This is a genomic window from Veillonella sp. (assembly GCF_032470285.1).
Taxonomy (GTDB): domain Bacteria; phylum Bacillota; class Negativicutes; order Veillonellales; family Veillonellaceae; genus Veillonella.
Genome location: NZ_JAWEKP010000008.1, coordinates 24,910 through 44,466 on the forward strand (window position 1 = coordinate 24,910; position 19,557 = coordinate 44,466).

Genomic DNA, 19,557 nt, shown 5'->3' on the forward strand with positions numbered 1-19,557 from the left:
TTCGAAAAGATAAACCATTTTTTTGATTAAGATTATTTTTGATGATATAATGGGGAAAAGGAGGTTGTGATATGTTAATTAATTTTGCAGTTGCTGGATTTGCATCAATTGATCAACTTCAAGAACTCACATTTTCTGCTTTTAAGGGACAAAAAATTATATCAACAAAATATGAGCAAAATTATATCTTATCTAGTGTAAATAGACCTACTAAATCTAGTGTTATTTTTGGTAATAATGCTGTAGGTAAAACTAATATTCTATATGCTTTATTAGGTTTACAACAAATAATTTCTACAGGAATGCCAATTAAAAATGAAAGAGTTTTTAATCGTTTATCTGATACTATTTTTTTTGAAATAATAGTTGAGTCTGATGAAGGTAATAGTTTCGAGTATAAAATTAAGGTCAATAAAAATGAACAAATAATATATGAAGAGCTTATTAAGAATCAAGATATTATTTTTAAATTTTCTGATAATAGATTATATAGTTTATCACTAGATGAGAAGATACAAGATATTTATTCTAGAGAATCCACTTCGACACTTTTATCGAAATTAAAAGATTTTATAACTGATATATATAATGAGTTTGTTACTACTGTTAATAATATTTCTGTAGTAACAGATATGTTTTTGAATTCTGATGTTAAATGGTTTAATATAACATTCTCTAATAAACATAGAGAGTTAATTCAAAATAATAAAGAGTTAGCGATACAGATTTTGAGACAGGTTGATCCTACTATTAAAGATATCGAGTTTGAAGAGCGTATTTCTGATGATTCAGATACGATTAATTATGATGTCAAGATTGTACGACTAGATGATAATCAGCAACCTGTAAGATTTCTTTTAGCATTTGAATCCAAGGGGATTAAGAGAATCGTTTTCTTATTAATTAATTTGTTAGAGGTACATCTAGGTAAGACAATTTTAGTAGATGAACTTGATGCTTCTATTAGTACAAAATTCCTTATCTTACTATTTAATGAAATTATTAATTCTTCTAAGAATAGAAAAGGTCAATTAATTGTAACATCTCATAATTTAGAGTTATTTGATCTATCTTTGTTTGCACCACAACAAATATATATTGTTTCAAAAAATCATTCATTATCTACGGTTGTTAATTCTTTAGCAGATTTTCAATTGAGAACTAATAAAAAGCGTTTAGCACTGGAATTTTTACAAGGTTCATTTGAGGTAATCTAATATGGCTAGCTCTAAAAAGGTTGTAAGAAAACGATTGGCTAAAAATATTAAGACGAGCTTAAAAATATTAATCGTTTGTGAAGGTCCAACTGAAAGTACATATATAGAGGATTTATTAGGTGATATCCCTAATATTGAAATTGTTTCAATTGATGGTGCTGGATATGGTAAATTTAAAAATTACATTGAAAGCAATGAAAAATTATATAAGGTATTTTTGGTTGTTGCAGATTTAGATAAAGCACAGCCAGATCCGCAAACAAGAAAAACTTCCAATGGGTATCATTTGTTAAATGGTCTTATTACTTATCTTCATAAATTGAATAATCAAAATACCATTTTTCTATCTAATCCAGATATAGAATACTGGGTTGCCTGTTTAATAGGTCAAGAGAGCTATACAAAGGCTGATTTAGTATCGATTGGGTATAGAAAAGGTGACTCTGTAAATACTTTTTTAAGAGCACATAATGGTAATTTTGATACTGCAGTAAAATTGGCTAATAGTGATAAAGTGTATTATCGAAAACCTAAACCAGGAGTGAATTATACATTGCAAAGTGATTATTTAGAATTAAGACAGAGTAATTTAACAGAACTCCTAGTTTATATACAAATGCTTAATCAATAATTGAAATAACGTATTTTTAATGAATTAAGAGGATAGTTGTTTATATTAGAATAACTATCCTCTTTTTCATTATTGTTTTTAGACTGGTTCATGACGTAGTCGCGAATTATAAAATTACCCACTATACGGGTGAATTCGATTATAAGTGCTATAATATGAATAATAGGTAATCAATTATAAATTGGGATTATATGACGATATTGTGTAAGTCATTATAATTGTATGATGTGGAATTTGTAATTTTTAGTAGGGGGAAAATATGAATTACAATTCGGATAAAGCAATTGAATCTTCGGAACAGGATTTACTGGGGAGAGTAACATTCTCCAAACAATTAGGGGAAGCGATATATAAATATGATGGAAAAGATGGATTAGTGTTAGGTGTATTTGGTAAATGGGGAACTGGTAAGACATCTATTCTGAATATGGTTGTCAATGAAATAAATTATTTATCTGACAATGATGATGACAGCCCTATTATTGTAAATTTTTCCCCTTGGAATTATTCAGATAAAGACAATCTAATAAGTCTATTTTTTAGAGTATTAAAAAATAAACTTAATATGGACAAATATGAAGAAACAAGAAAAAAGATAGGAAAAGCATTAACTGATTATTCAGATGCTCTAGATGCTTTAGCTTTGGTTCCTATGGTTGGATCTGGCCTAGCAACTATATTAAAGACGATAGCTAAAGCTCAAGGTGCTGAATTATCAAAAGATGTAGATATAGATACGACTAAAGAAAATTTAGAGACAGTTTTAGGTGATACTAATCAAAAAATTGTTGTGATTATAGATGATATTGATCGCTTAACCAATACACAGATTAGAGATATTTTTCAATTAGTTAAGCAGGTTGGTAATTTTCCAAATATAATATATGTCTTATCTATGGATAGAGATGTTGTATGTAGAGCTTTAGAAAGTGTACATGATATTGATGGTGCAGAATATTTAGAAAAAATTGTACAGATTCCATTTGAAATACCTGCACTTTTGAAGCCAAGATTACGTGAGATATTTTTAACAAATCTTGAAAATACAGTTAAAACTATTTCTGATAACCCAAAAATTGATCAATCTTATTGGAGTGAAGTGTTTACAAATTGTATAGAACCTTATATTGAAACATTAAGAGATGTAAATCGAGTTATAAATACATTTCAATTTAGATATAAAATATTATATGAAGAAACTGCTTTCGAAGATATGGTGGCTCTTACTACTATTGAGGTTTTAGATCCTCAATTATATCAGTGGATTGGTAGAAATAAAGATTTGCTTTGTAGTACATATTCTCATAGTTTTTCAGCTTTATTTAGGAATAAAAGTGATTATCGTACATCAATATATGAGGAACTTAAAAAATTAGCTATAAATACGGATATAGGGATAAAGTTTCTCACAACATTATTTCCTGTGTTTGCAAATGATATTGATGAACGTAGTGTTAGATATACATCATCAAATATTAGGGAGACGATGAGAGTAGCACAAGAAGAACGATTTAATTCATATTTTATGTTTGACTTGGGTGGAATTCCCGTTTCAAGATATATTATTAATTCTTATATAAATATATTACCTTTAGATGATTTAATCGATACAATTATTGGAATAAATAATAATGGGAATATTGAATATTTTATAGATGAATTAAGATCATTGGTTGATACCATTCCTGAAAAGCGTTTAGGTTTATTATCATCTGTCATTTTGAATGTATTACATAAATTCTCTCAAAATAGTCAATTTTATATGTTATCAGCATATACTAAAGCAGAATTTCTTGTTTATGATATTATGAGTAAGATTAATGATGAAAATGAACGATATAATTTGATTAAAAATATACTAGAAAATATAAATAAAGAGCAATTAGGAACATTGGCTTCTTTTATCAATAGAATAGAATTATCTCATGGAAGGCTCGCAGGAAAAGAGGAACCTATAGAGAAACAACTTATTACTTTACAGCATTTAATTGATATAGAGCCAATTTATGTTTCAAAAATTAATGAGATTACTCAATCTGAAGTAATTATTGATATAAGAGATTTTCATATGGCTTTCTATTTATGGGAGTGTCTAGATAAAGATAGAGCAAGAACTTATTTAGACAATATATTGAAAGTGGACAATAATATACTTAAGTTTATATGTGCTATTGCAAGTAAGTGGACAAGTGAGAATGATGTTGGATGGTATTATTCATTAGATAAAGTTTCAAATTATATTTCCGTAGATATAGTTTATGAGAAAATTAAAGAGATTAGTAAAGAAGATTTGGTTATGTTTAAATTAGAAGATCAGATTAAATTGGCCTCTTTTGTTTTGTCATATGGTAAATCAGAAAGTTATCGTGTTGATGAGAAAGAAGCTATGAAGCTTGTAAATGATTGGAAAGCTAATAAAATTAAATAGTATATTATATGAATGGTAGGCTTATGAGTAGAATAATTCAATTATTAACATTTATTTGGTACTCCATGACAACTGATTTATATACACAGTATCGTTCATATATAAAACAACAATTAATGAATAAATCTAATTCAGAGTTACAAATTATACATGAATTATTAGTAAGTGATTTTGAGAGTCGATACATGTTTATATGGGGAACTATTTCTTTAGGTGCTATTTTGGCCCTTATAGTAAGTATAGGATCAAATTTGGCAATAGAAGTCCTGAAGGAAGGTGCTAGTGAAAGTATTATTTTTGCTTATAGCCAATTTATAATAATTACTATAATAGTACTGTTAGGTTGTAGCATAGTAGGCTTTGTTTCAACTATGTTTTTGAGTATTTCTAAGTTCAAATCTATTGGATTTTATGGTATTTTATTTGTTGGAATAATAGGATTAGCTTATTGGAGCCATTTTGAACACTCTATTCTTATGGACTTATTCTTTCTCATATTAAGTTGTATATGTACAGGCATTATGTTTGCTACAATTTTTGATACGATAAAAAAATGTGCTGTTATCAAGAAATTAATAATAGAGGAGCTTATAAGTAGTAGGAAAATGAAAATACGATTGCCAAAAACTATTAGTTGATTAGATGACATTTCTAATATGTATTTAGTATGAGTATAATCTAAATAGGCATTTACTTGTTCAAAGAGGATATATATTGTATTGATAAATAACAAACCTTAGTGAATCAATGTTCAAAAAGAAGGATTTTTGAACATCACTTTTCTAAATAGTAGATTGATGTATAAAATGCTATTTTTTTGTACATTAATTATTATCGTAATAAGTATAGCTTAATAAAAAGGCAGCTGGTGTATAATCAGCTGTCTTTTTATGTGTAAAATTTGTCACAACATTCTCATATATTTCATGTATTTTATGATGTATACAAGTCATCCTGGTAGTTACCAGTTGGCGTAGTATTCATATAGTTTGAGAGGAAGAATATGAGGTATAGAGAATGAGAGCGAGCAATATTGAATTGTTGCGTATCATTTCGATGATACTAATTATTATGCACCATTTTAGCGTGCACGGTTGTTTCCCCATTACGCCAGATTTAACGTTTAATAAGGTGTTTCTCCAAGTATTTGGACTTGGAGGCAAGGCTGGTGTAGTTGCCTTTGTTATGATAACGGGCTATTTTATGGTTTCTAGTAGTTTTAAGCTGCACAAGTTTGTCAAGTTAGTAGGGCAAATATGGTTTTACAGCATTGCCATGTTGGGCGTGGCTATGGGTTTAGGACTCGATACGGTGACGTCAAGAAATATGATGCTTGCGCTATTGCCCATTGGTGCCATGAGTTGGTTTGGTCAGAACTTTTTAGTACTCTATTTATTAACGCCTATTATTAATCGAGTGCTTCATTGGCTACAGCATAAATACTACGTTATACTCCTAGTGGCTTCCACGGTAATTTGGTTCTTAATACCGACGGCATTGAATTTATGGCCTAATGTACCGCATACCACCTTTGGATTTAAACATATTTTTTCCTTTATTGTGTTCTATTCGCTGGGGGCGTACATCAAGCTGTACGGCTCACATATAACAAAGAAAATAGGTATTATATTTACCGCCATAGGCTTTGTAGGGGCTTTTCTAGGGGACATCCTTGTCGATGTACTAGCCATGACGAATCCAGCGTATATGAAACAGATTTTCTACTTTACGCAAAATGATTATGGCTTCTTTCAATTGCTATTAGGTATTGGCTTATTTATTATTTTTTTGAAAGCAAAGATCACTTATCGCCCTTGGATCAATATGGTAGCATCTACTACCTTTGGCATTTACCTATTGCATGACAATAGGTTATTCCTTCATTATATGTGGGACAATGTATTGGCAACGTATCAGTACTATGATTCAATAGTATTACCTCTGTATGCAATCTTTGTAGTGGCGCTCATTTTTGTCGTCGGTATGACCGTAGACTATGTGCGGTTAGCTTTCATAGAAAAACCTGTGATGAAAGCAATTACGCCAAGCCTCGACCGGATTCAGTTCAGGGTTGAGAAAGTAATGCCATTATAATGCGATTATCGGTGTTTTTTGGTATAATATATAAGTATTCTTACCATAAAACGGGAGGTAATTATAATGCGTAAATTCTTGTATATGTTAGCGGTATTGCTTGTATTAATTGGCATTAGCACAAATGATGTAGAAGCTCGTCAAGATGTGTATGCTACGACATATCTCGGTAATAGCTGGTATGTAGATCAAGACTCTGTAAAACGGGTGGGGGATATACTCAACTTTACGGTGTACACAACAGCAGGTCTTAGCTACAAAGTGACATCTAGTGATGACAACTATTACAATGCAGACGTATTTTACGATAATAATAAACTCGTATCGGATAATGGCCAATCTGTATGGAAGTCGCCAGGCATGATGGCAGCCATGCGCGTGGCCCGTAGATAAACAAAAAAGGCAGGAATTATTGATATGTCCTCCATTACTGAACATCTAGTAATGGAGGACATGTTACATAATCTCTGCCTTTTCTTTTGCTTTTTATTATATATTTTTGTATATTTCTATTTATAGATTCTTATGGACTCGCTTATATGTTCGATATATAATTGGATTAGGATAGTCAGCGAGGTTGGGCCTCTCTTCGTTAATGAAGGGAGGGGTGTCTATGAGTGATTATGAACTAATCATGCTCCTGCTTCAAGTAATGGCTGTTGTCATCGCTTTCGGAGCACTAGTAGCACTTATTTGTTTTGGAAAAAGCAAATAGCCCTTCGTTACCGCTTGGTAGCTAGATAAAACGAAAAGGCCATTTCCTAATTTCTATTAAGTTTCGAGATGAGCCCGACGTGACTACTCGCTTGGCTATCTACCTATATTATAGGGATAAAAATATATATCGTCAAATTGAGATGAAATACATTATTATAATAACTACATATAAATAATGATAAAAGCTGTACATACATAGATTAGACTGAACGGCTTTGATGTCAAAACGAATGTAACATCAAAGGCGGTTCAAAAATCGATTATGTGTGTACAGCTTTTTGGTTTTAGTGTGTTTTTGTGAAAGTAGTCATAGGACTACCATAAAGGGATCTTATTATTTTTCAAGTTTGTCTACTAAGCATTTTACTGTTTCTTGTAGATCTTTATTTTGAGCTTCTAATGCTTGTACGCGTTGTTCTAGTGCGTTATAAGAGGCAGGGGACATAGCAGTAGATAAAGATTTTCCTGGTCTATAGGTGATGCCTACATTGGCCATAACGTGATTGTTCATCGTAAACCCTGTGGTGAGTAAAAGATTATCTTTGTGATAATAGCCTACACCTAGAGCTACTGCATTTGCATTTTTATAATGACCGTAGCCCGCCATGTATTGAACGCGATTATCCGGATCATATGGTAATGGATGTAATGCAGCTAATGCAGCGGCACGAGCATCACCTTTATTGGATTCCGATTCAACACGTTGTACCTCTTGAGATACATGTTGTACAGATTTTTCAATAGTGCTAATAGAATTATTAAGCTGTTGACTTGTACTTTTACCAAGGGTATCAATCATTTGATGAACGCCGTAGAGTTGGGATCCGTTGACCGCATCTGTAGAGGTAGCACTCACGCGACCTGCTGCGAGATTGGTAATCGTCCGTTCCTTGCCCTTAGCCCCTACGGATACTGTTGATACAGGGGCGGTGCCGGCATAGTTGACGGTAGTACCATTTTCAAAGGTATGACTTGCTGTACCGACTACATCGCCGTCAGCGGAATCATTGCCAAGGACAACGCCATTTTTTAGAGAGGTAGTCACATTATTGCCGAGAACAAAGGTGTTTTCTCCAGAAATGTGGTTGTAATTACCTATACTGTAAGAATTGGCTGCATCAATAGCTGTTTTACCGTATTCGCCCTGGCCGAATACACCGGATGCGGTCGCTTTCTCTGATAGTGTATTATAAGAGCCTACAGCCAAACCTTTTGCGGCTTTTACATTCACATAATGCCCTACGGCAAGGTCGAACTGACCGTTTACTGTTGAATTCGAGCCGATGGCTACAGAATTGCTGGCCTTACTGTTAGCACCTTGAAAATTACCAATCCACACGTTTTTATCACCTGCGGAGTTTTCCCCTGATTGAGTCCCCATGACAATGGAGTTCGTCAACTGGCTTGCATTACCTGCGGCGAAACCGACGGTTACGTTAAAATCGCCAGTACTGCCTCGGAAGGACTTCGCCCCAAGGTTGATATTGCCGCCGCCTGATGAGCCGGCCCCAGCAGCTGCACCTAAGGCTATGTTATTACCTTGCGCATTAACATTCTTACCCTTGCCGTTCGCCGCACCGGCATTCTCACCGAGGGTGATGTTGCCGCCTGTTCCTGCGGTGAAAGTTTGACCTTCCTTGCCGATGTTACCGTTGTTATCAACGATATTGACCGGCGCCGCATAAACTGAGGCGGACAAAGCTACCATTACAACACTTGCTAATACAAAACGTTTCTTACTCATCGTATACACTCCTTTGTGTACAAACAAACTTTCACAAAACTTTCATAAAAAGACTTACATGGCTACTATAATACCAAAAAGGTATATTGTAAATAGAATATTCACATAATTCCAATAAATATACAATATATTCTATAGGTATTTATAGTTAATAAGAAACCTTTGACACATATTTATAAAATTTAAATATTTATTTATTCTATAAATTGTATTCTAGCATTTTATATGTATACATTGCATTCTATATGCATTGACAAGCCTCTATATATTTATATAAAATAGAAATAATTTCATGTTTTGTTCATGATAAAATCATGAGTCATCGGCGTGTGTAATCGTGTGTAATAACGTATTAAGTACATAATTAAATAAATAATTATGTGCGTAATGAAAAGTGTGTTTGTACGTAAGAGTGTGTAATGAAATATATAGTTGTGTTAGTAGTGGCCCTGTGTATGTCCGTTATGCCCGTGTTGGGAAAACAGGTGGACAGAACAGCGCAGCCTATGCAGGGGACTATGGTAAAACAAGTTCATAGTGAAAGTAAGGCCGTATTATCTGACGACTCAGATACCTTCCATGTTAATTCGTCTCATACTCCAGATCATGTCATCGGTCAGGGCGGATTGGAGATGCCGGACTCAACGGATAAAAAGACGACTCGTTATTCCGATACGGATGCGGTCAACTCTGCGTTGCAGGCGGTGGTCATGACTGGTGTTCATTCCGCAATGCACGGATCGAAGGCGAAACCGTGGATGCAGCGAACCGTCTTGTCATTGCGCTTTCAGAAAAACTGGAAGCCCTTGTACGGTGTGGAAACATTGCAGCCGTTAGGTCATTATGATGAGACATCTCGCCATGTTTGGTTTACTCAGGAGCGATTGGCGAATGCAGCGGATACAGGAACGACGGCGAATATAGGCGTTGGCTATCGTCGAATTGCGGCGAATGATGAACACTATTACGGCGGCAATCTGTTTTATGATCATCGGTTCAGAGGCAATCACGGTCGCATGAGTGTTGGGCTAGAGTACGTGTCGGGGATCGGTGCGTTTCGCATGAACTGGTATCGCGGTGTGTCTGGCGAGCGTTCCCTTGATGGTGCGACACGCATGGAAAATGTGTCTAACGGATATACTGCGGAGTACGGGACTAGCTTCAAGAATGCCCGTTGGGCGCGCGTGTATATGGAGGCCTATCGTTGGCAGTTGCGGCGCAGTGCGGATAAGCATGGCTTGCGCATCGGCACGGAGTTGCAGCTCACGCCGAGAATTTCCGTGGACATGGGCTACAACAAGCCGGAGCATGAGCACGGCAGTCCGTACGGTAAAATCATGTTCCGTCTAGCCGGTGTCGATACGGCTTGGTTTGGTGGTAACCATCGATCGGATACAAAAACATCGGTTCGTGCTAATATGTTGGAAAATGTGCGTCGTCAACATACGGTGTATGTTGATTAACAGTGTTGTCGTTGATGATCGACTCATATCTGAATTTGGTCCTGAAATGGCGTTATTCCGTGTGGATACTATTGCCAAGAATCATGAAGGACAACCAACTATTGAACGTGTAAGGGTCAATAAAAAATAGAATACTTATATATATGATTTATATTGTGAAAGCCGAGGCTCTAGGGCCTCGGCTTTTTCGTGTACCTGTAGGTGATAATTTTTCTGTATATAAAATTATCTTATCTATGAAAGTACTAAACTGAAAAGTCTAAAAATATGAAATTGATTACGTAATTACAATAATCGTTATATTCCGATATGTGGATTTATCGTAAATTTTGATAGGAAAGATGAAGATTTTATTTCTTAAAATTAAAAAGTATTAAAATAGAAATAAATAAATGACAAAAATGAAGAAAAGATGAAAAAGTTGTTTACAAGATAGAAATTTTTTGATATTGTATTGCCGTGGATGAGTATATGATGAAGAATCATGAATAATTATAGTATTCAGATCGTAATTTGGAATACTAATATTTGGTGTAAGAAGTGTAGATGATAACTAATCTTTATACTTATTCTTTTTATTATCTTTGCAATATTATGCAACACAAGTGGTGTGTTTTACTGAGTTTTCGGTAAGAAAGGATAATCATGAATCGAATTTATAATGTTATTTGGAGTAAGACAAAAAAATGCTACGTTGTAGTATCTGAAATTGTAAAAACAGGTGGCGGTAAGGTAAAATCCGTACAAAGCGGTACAACCTGGGCACGCATGAGTGTGATTATGGCGGTATCCGCATTATTAATGGGTGGTAATATTACTACGGTTAATGCAGCTACTTATGCTGCGATGACTATTGATGCTGTAAATGATGCTGGCTATGCTACCGGTAAGAAATCTTATAGTGAAGGTAGTTATTTATATAACTATCAAAATCCTGGGAACTTGACACCATTTGATAATAGTCATTTGTACAATGGTACAGATAGAGGTAACTATACAGAAAATAGCTTTGCCGGTATTGCTATCGGTACGCATACAAATATTGTAGAATCAGGTAATTCGAATTATCATTCCGGTTTAGCTATCGGTAACTATGCTCAGGCCACAGGTGGTATTTCCTTTGCTTTAGGTCATTATGCTCAGGCCTTATCACCATCTGCTATGGCTCTTGGTACAGCTACAAAGGCGAGCGGCTTTAACTCCTTGGCTATGATGCGTCAATCCGCTGCAGAAGGTGAGTTCTCCACAGCATTGGGTACTGCATCTTGGGCAAAGGGTAATGGTAGTTTCGCCATGGGTTACTCCGCTACAGCAAAAGCGGATCAATCCATCGCAATCGGTGCGGCAGAAACTATAAAATTACCTGGTCAACAACATGGTACTCCAAGTGCTAAATATAATGGCGATGGTAATACCGTAACAGAAGGGGCTCGTTCTCTTGCTTTCGGTACGAAAGCTCGTACTGCAGTTGGTGCAGATGATTCTATGGCATTCGGTTCTTCATCCAGTACTGGTGGCGCCAATGCGGTAGCTATGGGTTATAGTGCTAATGCTAGTGCAGAGAATGCTTTTGCTATCGGTAATACGGCGCAATCATCCGCACAAAATGCGGTAGCGATGGGTAAAAGTGCCAATGCAAGTGGTGTAAGTAGCTTTGCCATGGGTAGTAGCTCTAATGCTGCTGGTGCCGATGCTATTGCTATGGGTAGTTCTTCCCAAGCCAAATTATCGAACTCTATCGCATTAGGTGGTAATGCAAAATCCTTGGGTGCTGATGCGCTTGCACTTGGCGGTGCGGCTAATGCATCTAAAGATGGTGCCATTGCAATCGGTAAAGAAGCGAAAGCAAACAATACTAATACGACAGCTATCGGTCTTGGTGCTACTGTTACAGGTACTAACTCCATGGCTATCGGTACAAATGCCGTTGCAGAATCCAATAATTCCTTGGCATTGGGTACTGGTACGGAAGTAAGAGGTGCCTTGGTTAATGGTTACTCTGCTTTCACTAATCAACAAAACAACAATGTTGCAAACGGTGTAGTTGCGGTAGGTAACGTAGGTTCTGAACGCCGTATCATCAACGTAGCAGGTGGTGAAAACGATACTGACGCAACAAATGTAAAACAATTAAAATTTGTAAACAGTAACTTGGCAAAATCCATCGCAGGTCCTACATATACGGGCTATGAAGCGAATGGTTCTACATATAAAGCGCCTGATTTCAATATCAAGAACAGCACGTATCATACGGTAAAAGAAGCTGTTGAAGCGGCGCAAACGAATTTCTTCAGTGCTAAAGGCACATCTGCCGATGCGAACTACGATAACACAGGTGCTACAGGCAATAACGCGACAGCAGCTGGTGTACGTACTTCCGCAGCAGGTAATTTCGCGACAGCTGTCGGTGCTGATGCGACTGCAGCTAATACGAACAGTACGGCTATCGGTTATAAAGCTAAATCCAGTGTAGATGATGGCGTTGCATTGGGTGCAAACTCCGTTGCTTCCGTTGCAGCAGGTACAGCAGGCTATAATGTGAAAACTGCAGACAGCCGTACAAACGGCTATAGCGGATTGACAGGCGCTGCGTTGACTTCCACTATGGGTGCGGTGTCCGTAGGTGACGGCGGTACAAAAACTCGTCAAATCACAAATGTGGCTGCAGGTACAGCTGATACTGATGCTGTTAACGTGGCACAATTGCGCAATGTTAATTTGAAAGTAGCCGGCAACAGCGGTAACAATGACGTTTTATTGGACAACCAAACATTGACTGTAAAAGGCGATGGTTCTTATGTTACGACATCTGTTAACAACCAAACAATTGATGTGACGTTGACTGATGCAACTAAGAACAAGATTGACAATGCGGCAAATAAAGACTTGTCCAACATTACGGACGGTGGTAAATCCGTTATTCGTGATGAAGCACAAAAAGCCGTAAAGGTTGTAGCTGGTAAAAATACAACGATTACAGAAGGTACTGACGGTACATATAAAACATATAAAGTTGACGTAGATGCTCCTGACTATCAATTAGTTGAAAATAGCAGTGCTGCTGATAAAGCTTACACTGTATCTGGCAATAAAGTTGACTTGACTGTACAAGATGCTAAAAATCCTGCGAATAAGAAAACTGTAACTATCAAGGATATCGCGTCTAAAACAGAACTTGATACTACAAAAACAGAGCTTATTAATAAAGGTTTGAAATTCGATGCGGATAATGGTGGCGAAAAAACAAATAAATTAGGCTCCAAGGTAACAGTAGCTGGTGATGGTACTAACATCAACACTACAATTACACAAACTGGCGACGATACAACGATTAAGGTTGCATTGGGTCAAGATATCAATGTTAATACGGTAACTGCTACAAGAACTGTAAAAGCTGGTACTGCTACTATGGGTACCCAATCTGTAACAGATAACAAAAGTGCTGCTCAGAACGGTAACTTTGTATCCGGTTTGGACAATAAAAATTGGACATTAACTGATCCTGCCTATGTATCTGGCCGTGCGGCAACAGAAGATCAACTTAAGATTGTTAGTGATGCTGTGAAAGCGGCTAACGCAAGTGCTTCTGATTATCGTTTAATCGCTAATCCGAACAATGCGGCAGATGGTTCTTATAAGGTTGATAACAATAAAGTTGATTTACAAGTGAAGGACGATAAATCCGGTACAGTTAATACTGTGACAATTAAGGATATTGCGTCCAAAACTGAACTTGATAAGGTAAAAGATCGTTCTGTGAAATACGATGGTAACACAGGTCATGACACAGTAACATTAGAAGGCGCTAACGGTACAAAAATCACTAACTTGAAGGACGGCAACGTAGCAGCTGGTTCTAAAGATGCTGTAAACGGCGGTCAATTACATCAAGTTAAGCAAGATCTTGGTGACCAAATCACAAATACCAAGAATGAATTAAACAATAAGATTGATACAACTAAGCAAGATCTTATCGATAAAGGTTTGAAATTCGATGCTAATAACGGCGGTGAAAAAACAAATAAATTGGGCTCCAAAGTAGCAGTTAAAGGGGATAACTCCAATATCATTACAGAAATCTCTCAAGACGCTAACGGCGATAGCACAATTGATGTGAAACTTGGTAAAAACCTTAATGTAGAGACAATTACCGCTACTGGTGCAAACGGTAAGGACGGTAAAATCGGTATCAACGGTAAAGACGGTGTAACAACTAACATTTCCGTTACTCGTGACGGTCAACCTGGTGTAGACGGCGCTCCTGGCACAACTACAACACGTATTACATACCAAAAACCTGATGGCACCAACGAAGAAGTGGCAACTTTGAACGACGGCCTTAAATTCAAAGGTGACATGGGTGCTACATCCAATGTTAAGCTTAACAAACAAGTGGACATCAACGGTGGTGTAACAAGCGCTTCCGATCTTGCTACAGGCAATAATATCGGTGTTACTTCTGCGGCTGTTGGCGCTGATGGCAATGCAAAATTACAATTGCAATTGGCGAAAAACTTGACTGGCTTGCAATCCGTAACGGCATCCGACACTGTGAAAGCAGGCACTGCCACTGTAGGTAATCATACGGTAGCGGATAAAAAAGGTGGCAACCAAACTGGTAACTTTGTAACAGGTTTAGATAATAAAACTTGGGACATTTCAGATCCTACGTATGTAGAGGGACGCGCAGCGACAGAAGACCAACTTAAGAAGGTTAGCGATGCTTTGAAAGCATCTAATGCAAGTTCTACGGATTATCGCTTAATCGCTAATCCAGATAATGCACAAGACGGTTCCTATAAGGTTACTAATAATCAAATTGATTTGAAGGTAAAAGATGAAAAATCCAAAGACGTTAAAACTGTAACAATTAAGGATGTTGCGTCCAAAACTGAACTTGATAAAGTAAAAGACCGCTCCGTGAAATACGACGGTGATACTGATAAAGATACAGTAACTTTGGAAGGTCCTAACGGTACAAAAATTACTAACTTGAAAGATGGTAACGTAGCGGCCGGCTCTAAAGATGCTGTAAACGGCGGTCAATTACATCAAGTAAAACAAGACCTTGGCGATCAAATTACGAATACCAAGAATGACTTGATTAACACAGGTCTCAAATTCGATGCTAATGTAGGCGGCGTAAAAACTAACAAATTAGGCTCCACTGTTACAATTCAAGGTGAAGGTACTGCTGCTGACGCTGACTATAGCGGTGAAAATCTTAAAACTTTCATCAAACAGGATGCGGCGACAGGCAATACGACTATCGACGTGAAGATGAATAAAAATCTTAAGGCTGAATCTGTGAAGGTTGGCAAAAATGGTAAGGACGGCGTATCTATTACAGGTCCTGATACAGCGAACGGTACAGATGGCAAGGTAGCTGTTACTGATAAAAACGGTAATGAAGCAGTTTCTATTTCCGGTAAGGACGGCGTAGGCCACATCGGCTTGACAGGCCCTGCCGGAACGAACGGCGTGAATGGTACTAATGGTATCGACTTGTCCGTGAAACCTGGTTACAACGATGCTGCTACAGGCGTTAAAGGCGAAAAAGGTGTAGACGGTACAAACGGTCTTACTCGTATCGTATACACTGATGGCAACGGCGAGCATCAAGTTGCGACTATGGAGGACGGTTTACAATTCACCGGCAACAACTCTGGTACCGTGAATAAACAAAAATTGAATTCCTTAGTGAAAGTACAAGGTGAAGGCGTAACTGCAGCTGAGTCTGCTACATTCAAGAGCGCAGCTGGTAACATCAATGTAAAAGCTGATGGAACTGACAAATTGGAACTTCAATTGGCGAAAGACCTTAAGAATCTTGATTCCGTAACTGCAGCTAAGACTGTGAAAGCAGGCGACGCTACTATGGGTAGTCAAACTGTTAACAACGTAGCTGGCGACAGCGAAACAGGCAATTATGTAACAGGCCTTGATAATAAAGCTTGGGATGCAGACAAGATTGTATCCGGTCGTGCGGCAACAGAAGATCAATTGAAAAAAGCGTTGGATGCTCAAAGTGCTAACTCCACTGACTATCGTTTGATTAGAAATCAAGCAGCTGGCTCTAATGGAGATTACACTGTGGATACGAACGGCGATGTAGCGTTGACTGTACAAGATAAGAATCATCCAGATCAAACAGAAACCGTTACAATTAAAGATGTTGCTTCTAAATCCAAACTTGATAAATTGAATGACCGTGCTGTTAAGTATGATTTGGACCCTACTGGTAATCCTGATAAATCCAAGGTAACTTACGAAGGTCCTGCATATAACAATAAACAAGGCGGTACTCACGTAACGAATGTGGCATATGCTACAGGCAACGATGGTAGCGAAGCGGTTAATGTGGACTACTTGAATGACAAAATCAAAGATAGTGCGGACGCATTGACTAATAAAGGTTTGAAATTCGATGCTAACCAAGGTGGAGAAAAAACTAACAAGCTTGGTTCCAAAGTGACTATTAAAGGTGAAGGCACGGCAGCTGACGGAGATTACAGCGGAGAAAACCTTAAAACTTTCATCACACAAGACCAAACATCTGGTGATACAACTATCAACGTGAAGATGAATAAAAACCTTAAAGCTGAATCCGTGAAAGTTGGCAAAGACGGTAAGGACGGCGTGTCCATTACAGGTCCTGATAACGGTACAGACGGCAAGGTAGCTGTGACTGGTAAGGACGGCAAAGAAGCCGTATCTATTTCTGGTAAAAACGGCGTAGGTCACATCGGTCTTAACGGTAAAGACGGCCGTAGCGCTGACATTTCTGTTGAAAAAGGTGATCCGGACCTCAACGGTAACGAAATCACTCGTATTAAATACACTGATGAAAAGGGTAAGACACATCAAGTGGCAACCAAAGATGACGGTATGGCTTACGGCGGTGATTCCGGCGACGTTATCAAGAAAAAACTTAATGAACAATTGGACATTAAGGGCGGCGTAACAAACGAAGCTGATTTGACTGAAAACAATATCGGCGTTATCAGCAAAGATAACATTCTCAATGTTCGTTTGGCAAAAGACCTTAAAGGCCTAAATTCCATTACTTTCAACAACGGTGCTAACGGTGCAAATGGTAAAACCGTTGTAAACGGCGAAGGCATGACTATTAAAGATGCAGCAGGTAATCCGTTGACAGCTGTTACAAAAGACGGCGTGAAGATTACTGATGGTCCTTCCATGACGAAGGACGGCATCGATGCAGCTGGTAATAAAATTACAAACGTTCAAGACGGTAATGTTGCAAAAGATAGCAAAGACGCTGTAAACGGTGGCCAATTGCATACAGCTATCGAAGACATCAAAACTAAAGGCTTTGGTCTTGAAGCAGAAGACGGTCAATCTGTGAAGAAACCTCTTGGTGAAACTGTTAAGGTTAAAGGTGATGACACGAATATCAAAACATCCGTAGACGGCGGTGCTGTTAAGGTGGAATTGAAAAAAGACATCACTGTAGATACTGTAACAGCTAAGACTGTAACAACAGGCGACACTAAGATGGATACAAACGGCGTTACTATCAAGGACGGCGCTAATGAAGCGACTAAGTTGACTAAAGACGGCTTGCAAATTAATGATGGCGGCAATAAAGCTGTTACTGTCAATAAAGACGGTTTGACTATTGAAAACGGTCCTAAGGTAACAAAAGACGGTATTGATGCGGCTGATAAGAAAATCACTAATGTGGCTGATGGTACTATTGGCGTTGGTAGCAAGGACGCTGTAAACGGCGGTCAATTGCATACAGCTATTGAAGACATCAAATCCACAGGCTTCGGTCTTAAAGCGGAAGACGGTAACTCCGTGAAGAAACCTCTTGGCGAGACAATCGACTTGAAAGGTGACGGCAATATCAAAACTTCCGTTGACAACGGCGCCATCAAGATGGCATTAAATGATAAGATTACTCTTGGTCAAGATCCGGCAAAACAAGTTAACATCGACGGTTCTGCAGGTACGATCACAGCTGGTAACGGCGGTAATCAAGTTAAGATTGACGGCAATGATGGTTCCGTAACTGCAAATACTGTGAAAGCTGGCGACGTAGTTGTAGGCAAGCAAACTTCTGACGGTAAAGAAGGTAACTTCGTAACAGGTTTGGATAACAAAACTTGGGATCCTGAAAATCCTGTAGCAGTTCCTGGTCGTGCCGCAACAGAAGATCAATTGAAAGCTGTTAATGACGACTTCAATAACAAAGCAAGAACAGGTCGTGTATTCCAAGGTGACCAACCTGGTGATAGCGGTAAAGTGGTTCGTGGATTGGGAGATACTATGAACCTTAAAGGCGGTGCGGATGTGAACCGTTTGGCAGACAACAATATCGGTGTTGTGAAAAACGCTGCTGGTGATGGTTACAATATCAAGTTGGCGAAAGACTTGAAAGGTCTTGAGTCCGTAACTACTACAGATGCTGCTGGTAATACAACTGTTATGAACGGTGGCGGCGTGACAATTACACCTGCTCAAGGTAATGCTGTAAGCCTTACTAAAGACGGCCTTAACAACGGTGGTAATAGAATTACTAATGTTGGCCCTGGTGTAGATGGCACTGATGCGGTTAATGTAAATCAATTGAGCAGTGCTATGCGTAGTGTGGATGGTAAAATCGCTGATGTAGGTGCGACTAGTGCAGCTATTTCCGGCCTCAAACCTTTACAATATGATCCATTGGAACCAACTCAAGTATTGGCTGCTGTAGGTCACTATAAAGGCAGCACAGCTGCAGCTGTAGGCGTGGCGCACTATACTAATGAATCTACAATGTTCCATATGGGCGTATCTCTTGGCGGTCATGACAACATGATTAATGCGGGCGTATCCTACAAATTTGGTACATCCGACGCTAAGAAAGCGGTTCCTGCACGTTACAAAGCCGGCCCTATCAGCTCTGCGTATGTATTGCAAGATGAAGTGACTGCATTGAAAGCTGAAAATGAACGTATGAAACAACATGACCTAGAGTTAACTGCTAAATACGATCAAGTACAACGCGATAATGAAGAAATGAAAGCTCAAATCGCATTGTTGATGCAACAAGCAGGTCTTACAAAATAATCGAATCTGAATATTCGAGTTCTTAACCACTCATGTAAGGATTGTGAAAGCCGCCCTTTCCGGGGCGGCTCATCATAAGGAGGAAGTATGAAATTCAAAACATTTATGCCTGTATTGGCACTTGCTTGTGTATGCGCGGTAGGTCAAGCGGATGCGGCTCAAGATCGATTGATGATGCCAGAACA

At 37.8% G+C, this 19,557-nt stretch carries 10 protein-coding genes; 9 read left to right on the forward strand and 1 reads right to left on the reverse strand.

Features of this window, described 5'->3' with window-relative positions; genetic code table 11:
* Positions 1–71 precede the first annotated feature (71 nt).
* From E7B10_RS08875 to E7B10_RS08900, 6 genes are all read left to right on the forward strand, one after another.
* Positions 72–1,217 (forward strand): ATP-binding protein, encoded by a 1,146-nt coding sequence (locus E7B10_RS08875; RefSeq protein WP_316055597.1) that lies wholly within the window; start codon positions 72–74, stop codon positions 1,215–1,217.
* 1 nt (position 1,218) lies between these two features.
* Complete coding sequence (locus tag E7B10_RS08880; RefSeq protein WP_316055598.1) at positions 1,219–1,848, forward strand: hypothetical protein; 630 nt, start codon at positions 1,219–1,221, stop codon at positions 1,846–1,848.
* A gap of 259 nt (positions 1,849–2,107) precedes the next feature.
* Complete coding sequence (locus E7B10_RS08885; RefSeq protein WP_316055599.1) at positions 2,108–4,276, forward strand: P-loop NTPase fold protein; 2,169 nt, start codon at positions 2,108–2,110, stop codon at positions 4,274–4,276.
* A 23-nt stretch (positions 4,277–4,299) separates the two neighbouring features.
* On the forward strand, positions 4,300–4,914 hold the full coding sequence (locus tag E7B10_RS08890) for a hypothetical protein (protein ID WP_195213429.1): 615 nt from the start codon (positions 4,300–4,302) through the stop codon (positions 4,912–4,914).
* A 379-nt stretch (positions 4,915–5,293) separates the two neighbouring features.
* Positions 5,294–6,370, forward strand: coding sequence for an acyltransferase family protein (locus E7B10_RS08895; protein WP_316055600.1), 1,077 nt, complete (start codon positions 5,294–5,296; stop codon positions 6,368–6,370).
* Between the two features lie 66 nt (positions 6,371–6,436).
* On the forward strand, positions 6,437–6,763 hold the full coding sequence (locus E7B10_RS08900; RefSeq protein WP_105087335.1) for a Tat pathway signal protein: 327 nt from the start codon (positions 6,437–6,439) through the stop codon (positions 6,761–6,763).
* Between the two features lie 658 nt (positions 6,764–7,421).
* Here the strand turns inward: E7B10_RS08900 and E7B10_RS08905 are convergent.
* Complete coding sequence (locus tag E7B10_RS08905; protein WP_278451839.1) at positions 7,422–8,831, reverse strand: YadA-like family protein; 1,410 nt, start codon at positions 8,829–8,831, stop codon at positions 7,422–7,424.
* A gap of 518 nt (positions 8,832–9,349) precedes the next feature.
* Between E7B10_RS08905 and E7B10_RS08910 the strand changes: the two genes are divergently transcribed.
* The 3 genes from E7B10_RS08910 to E7B10_RS08920 all read left to right on the forward strand — a co-directional run bounded on the left by E7B10_RS08910 (position 9,350) and on the right by E7B10_RS08920 (position 19,372).
* A complete protein-coding gene (locus tag E7B10_RS08910) occupies positions 9,350–10,294 on the forward strand; it encodes an inverse autotransporter beta domain-containing protein (protein WP_399427933.1) in 945 nt (314 codons plus the stop codon).
* A complete protein-coding gene (locus tag E7B10_RS08915) occupies positions 10,284–10,424 on the forward strand; it encodes a hypothetical protein (RefSeq protein WP_316055603.1) in 141 nt (46 codons plus the stop codon). Before E7B10_RS08910 ends, E7B10_RS08915 begins: the two co-directional genes overlap by 11 nt.
* A gap of 515 nt (positions 10,425–10,939) precedes the next feature.
* Positions 10,940–19,372, forward strand: coding sequence for a YadA-like family protein (locus E7B10_RS08920; protein ID WP_316055602.1), 8,433 nt, complete (start codon positions 10,940–10,942; stop codon positions 19,370–19,372).
* The last annotated feature ends 185 nt before the right edge of the window (positions 19,373–19,557 follow it).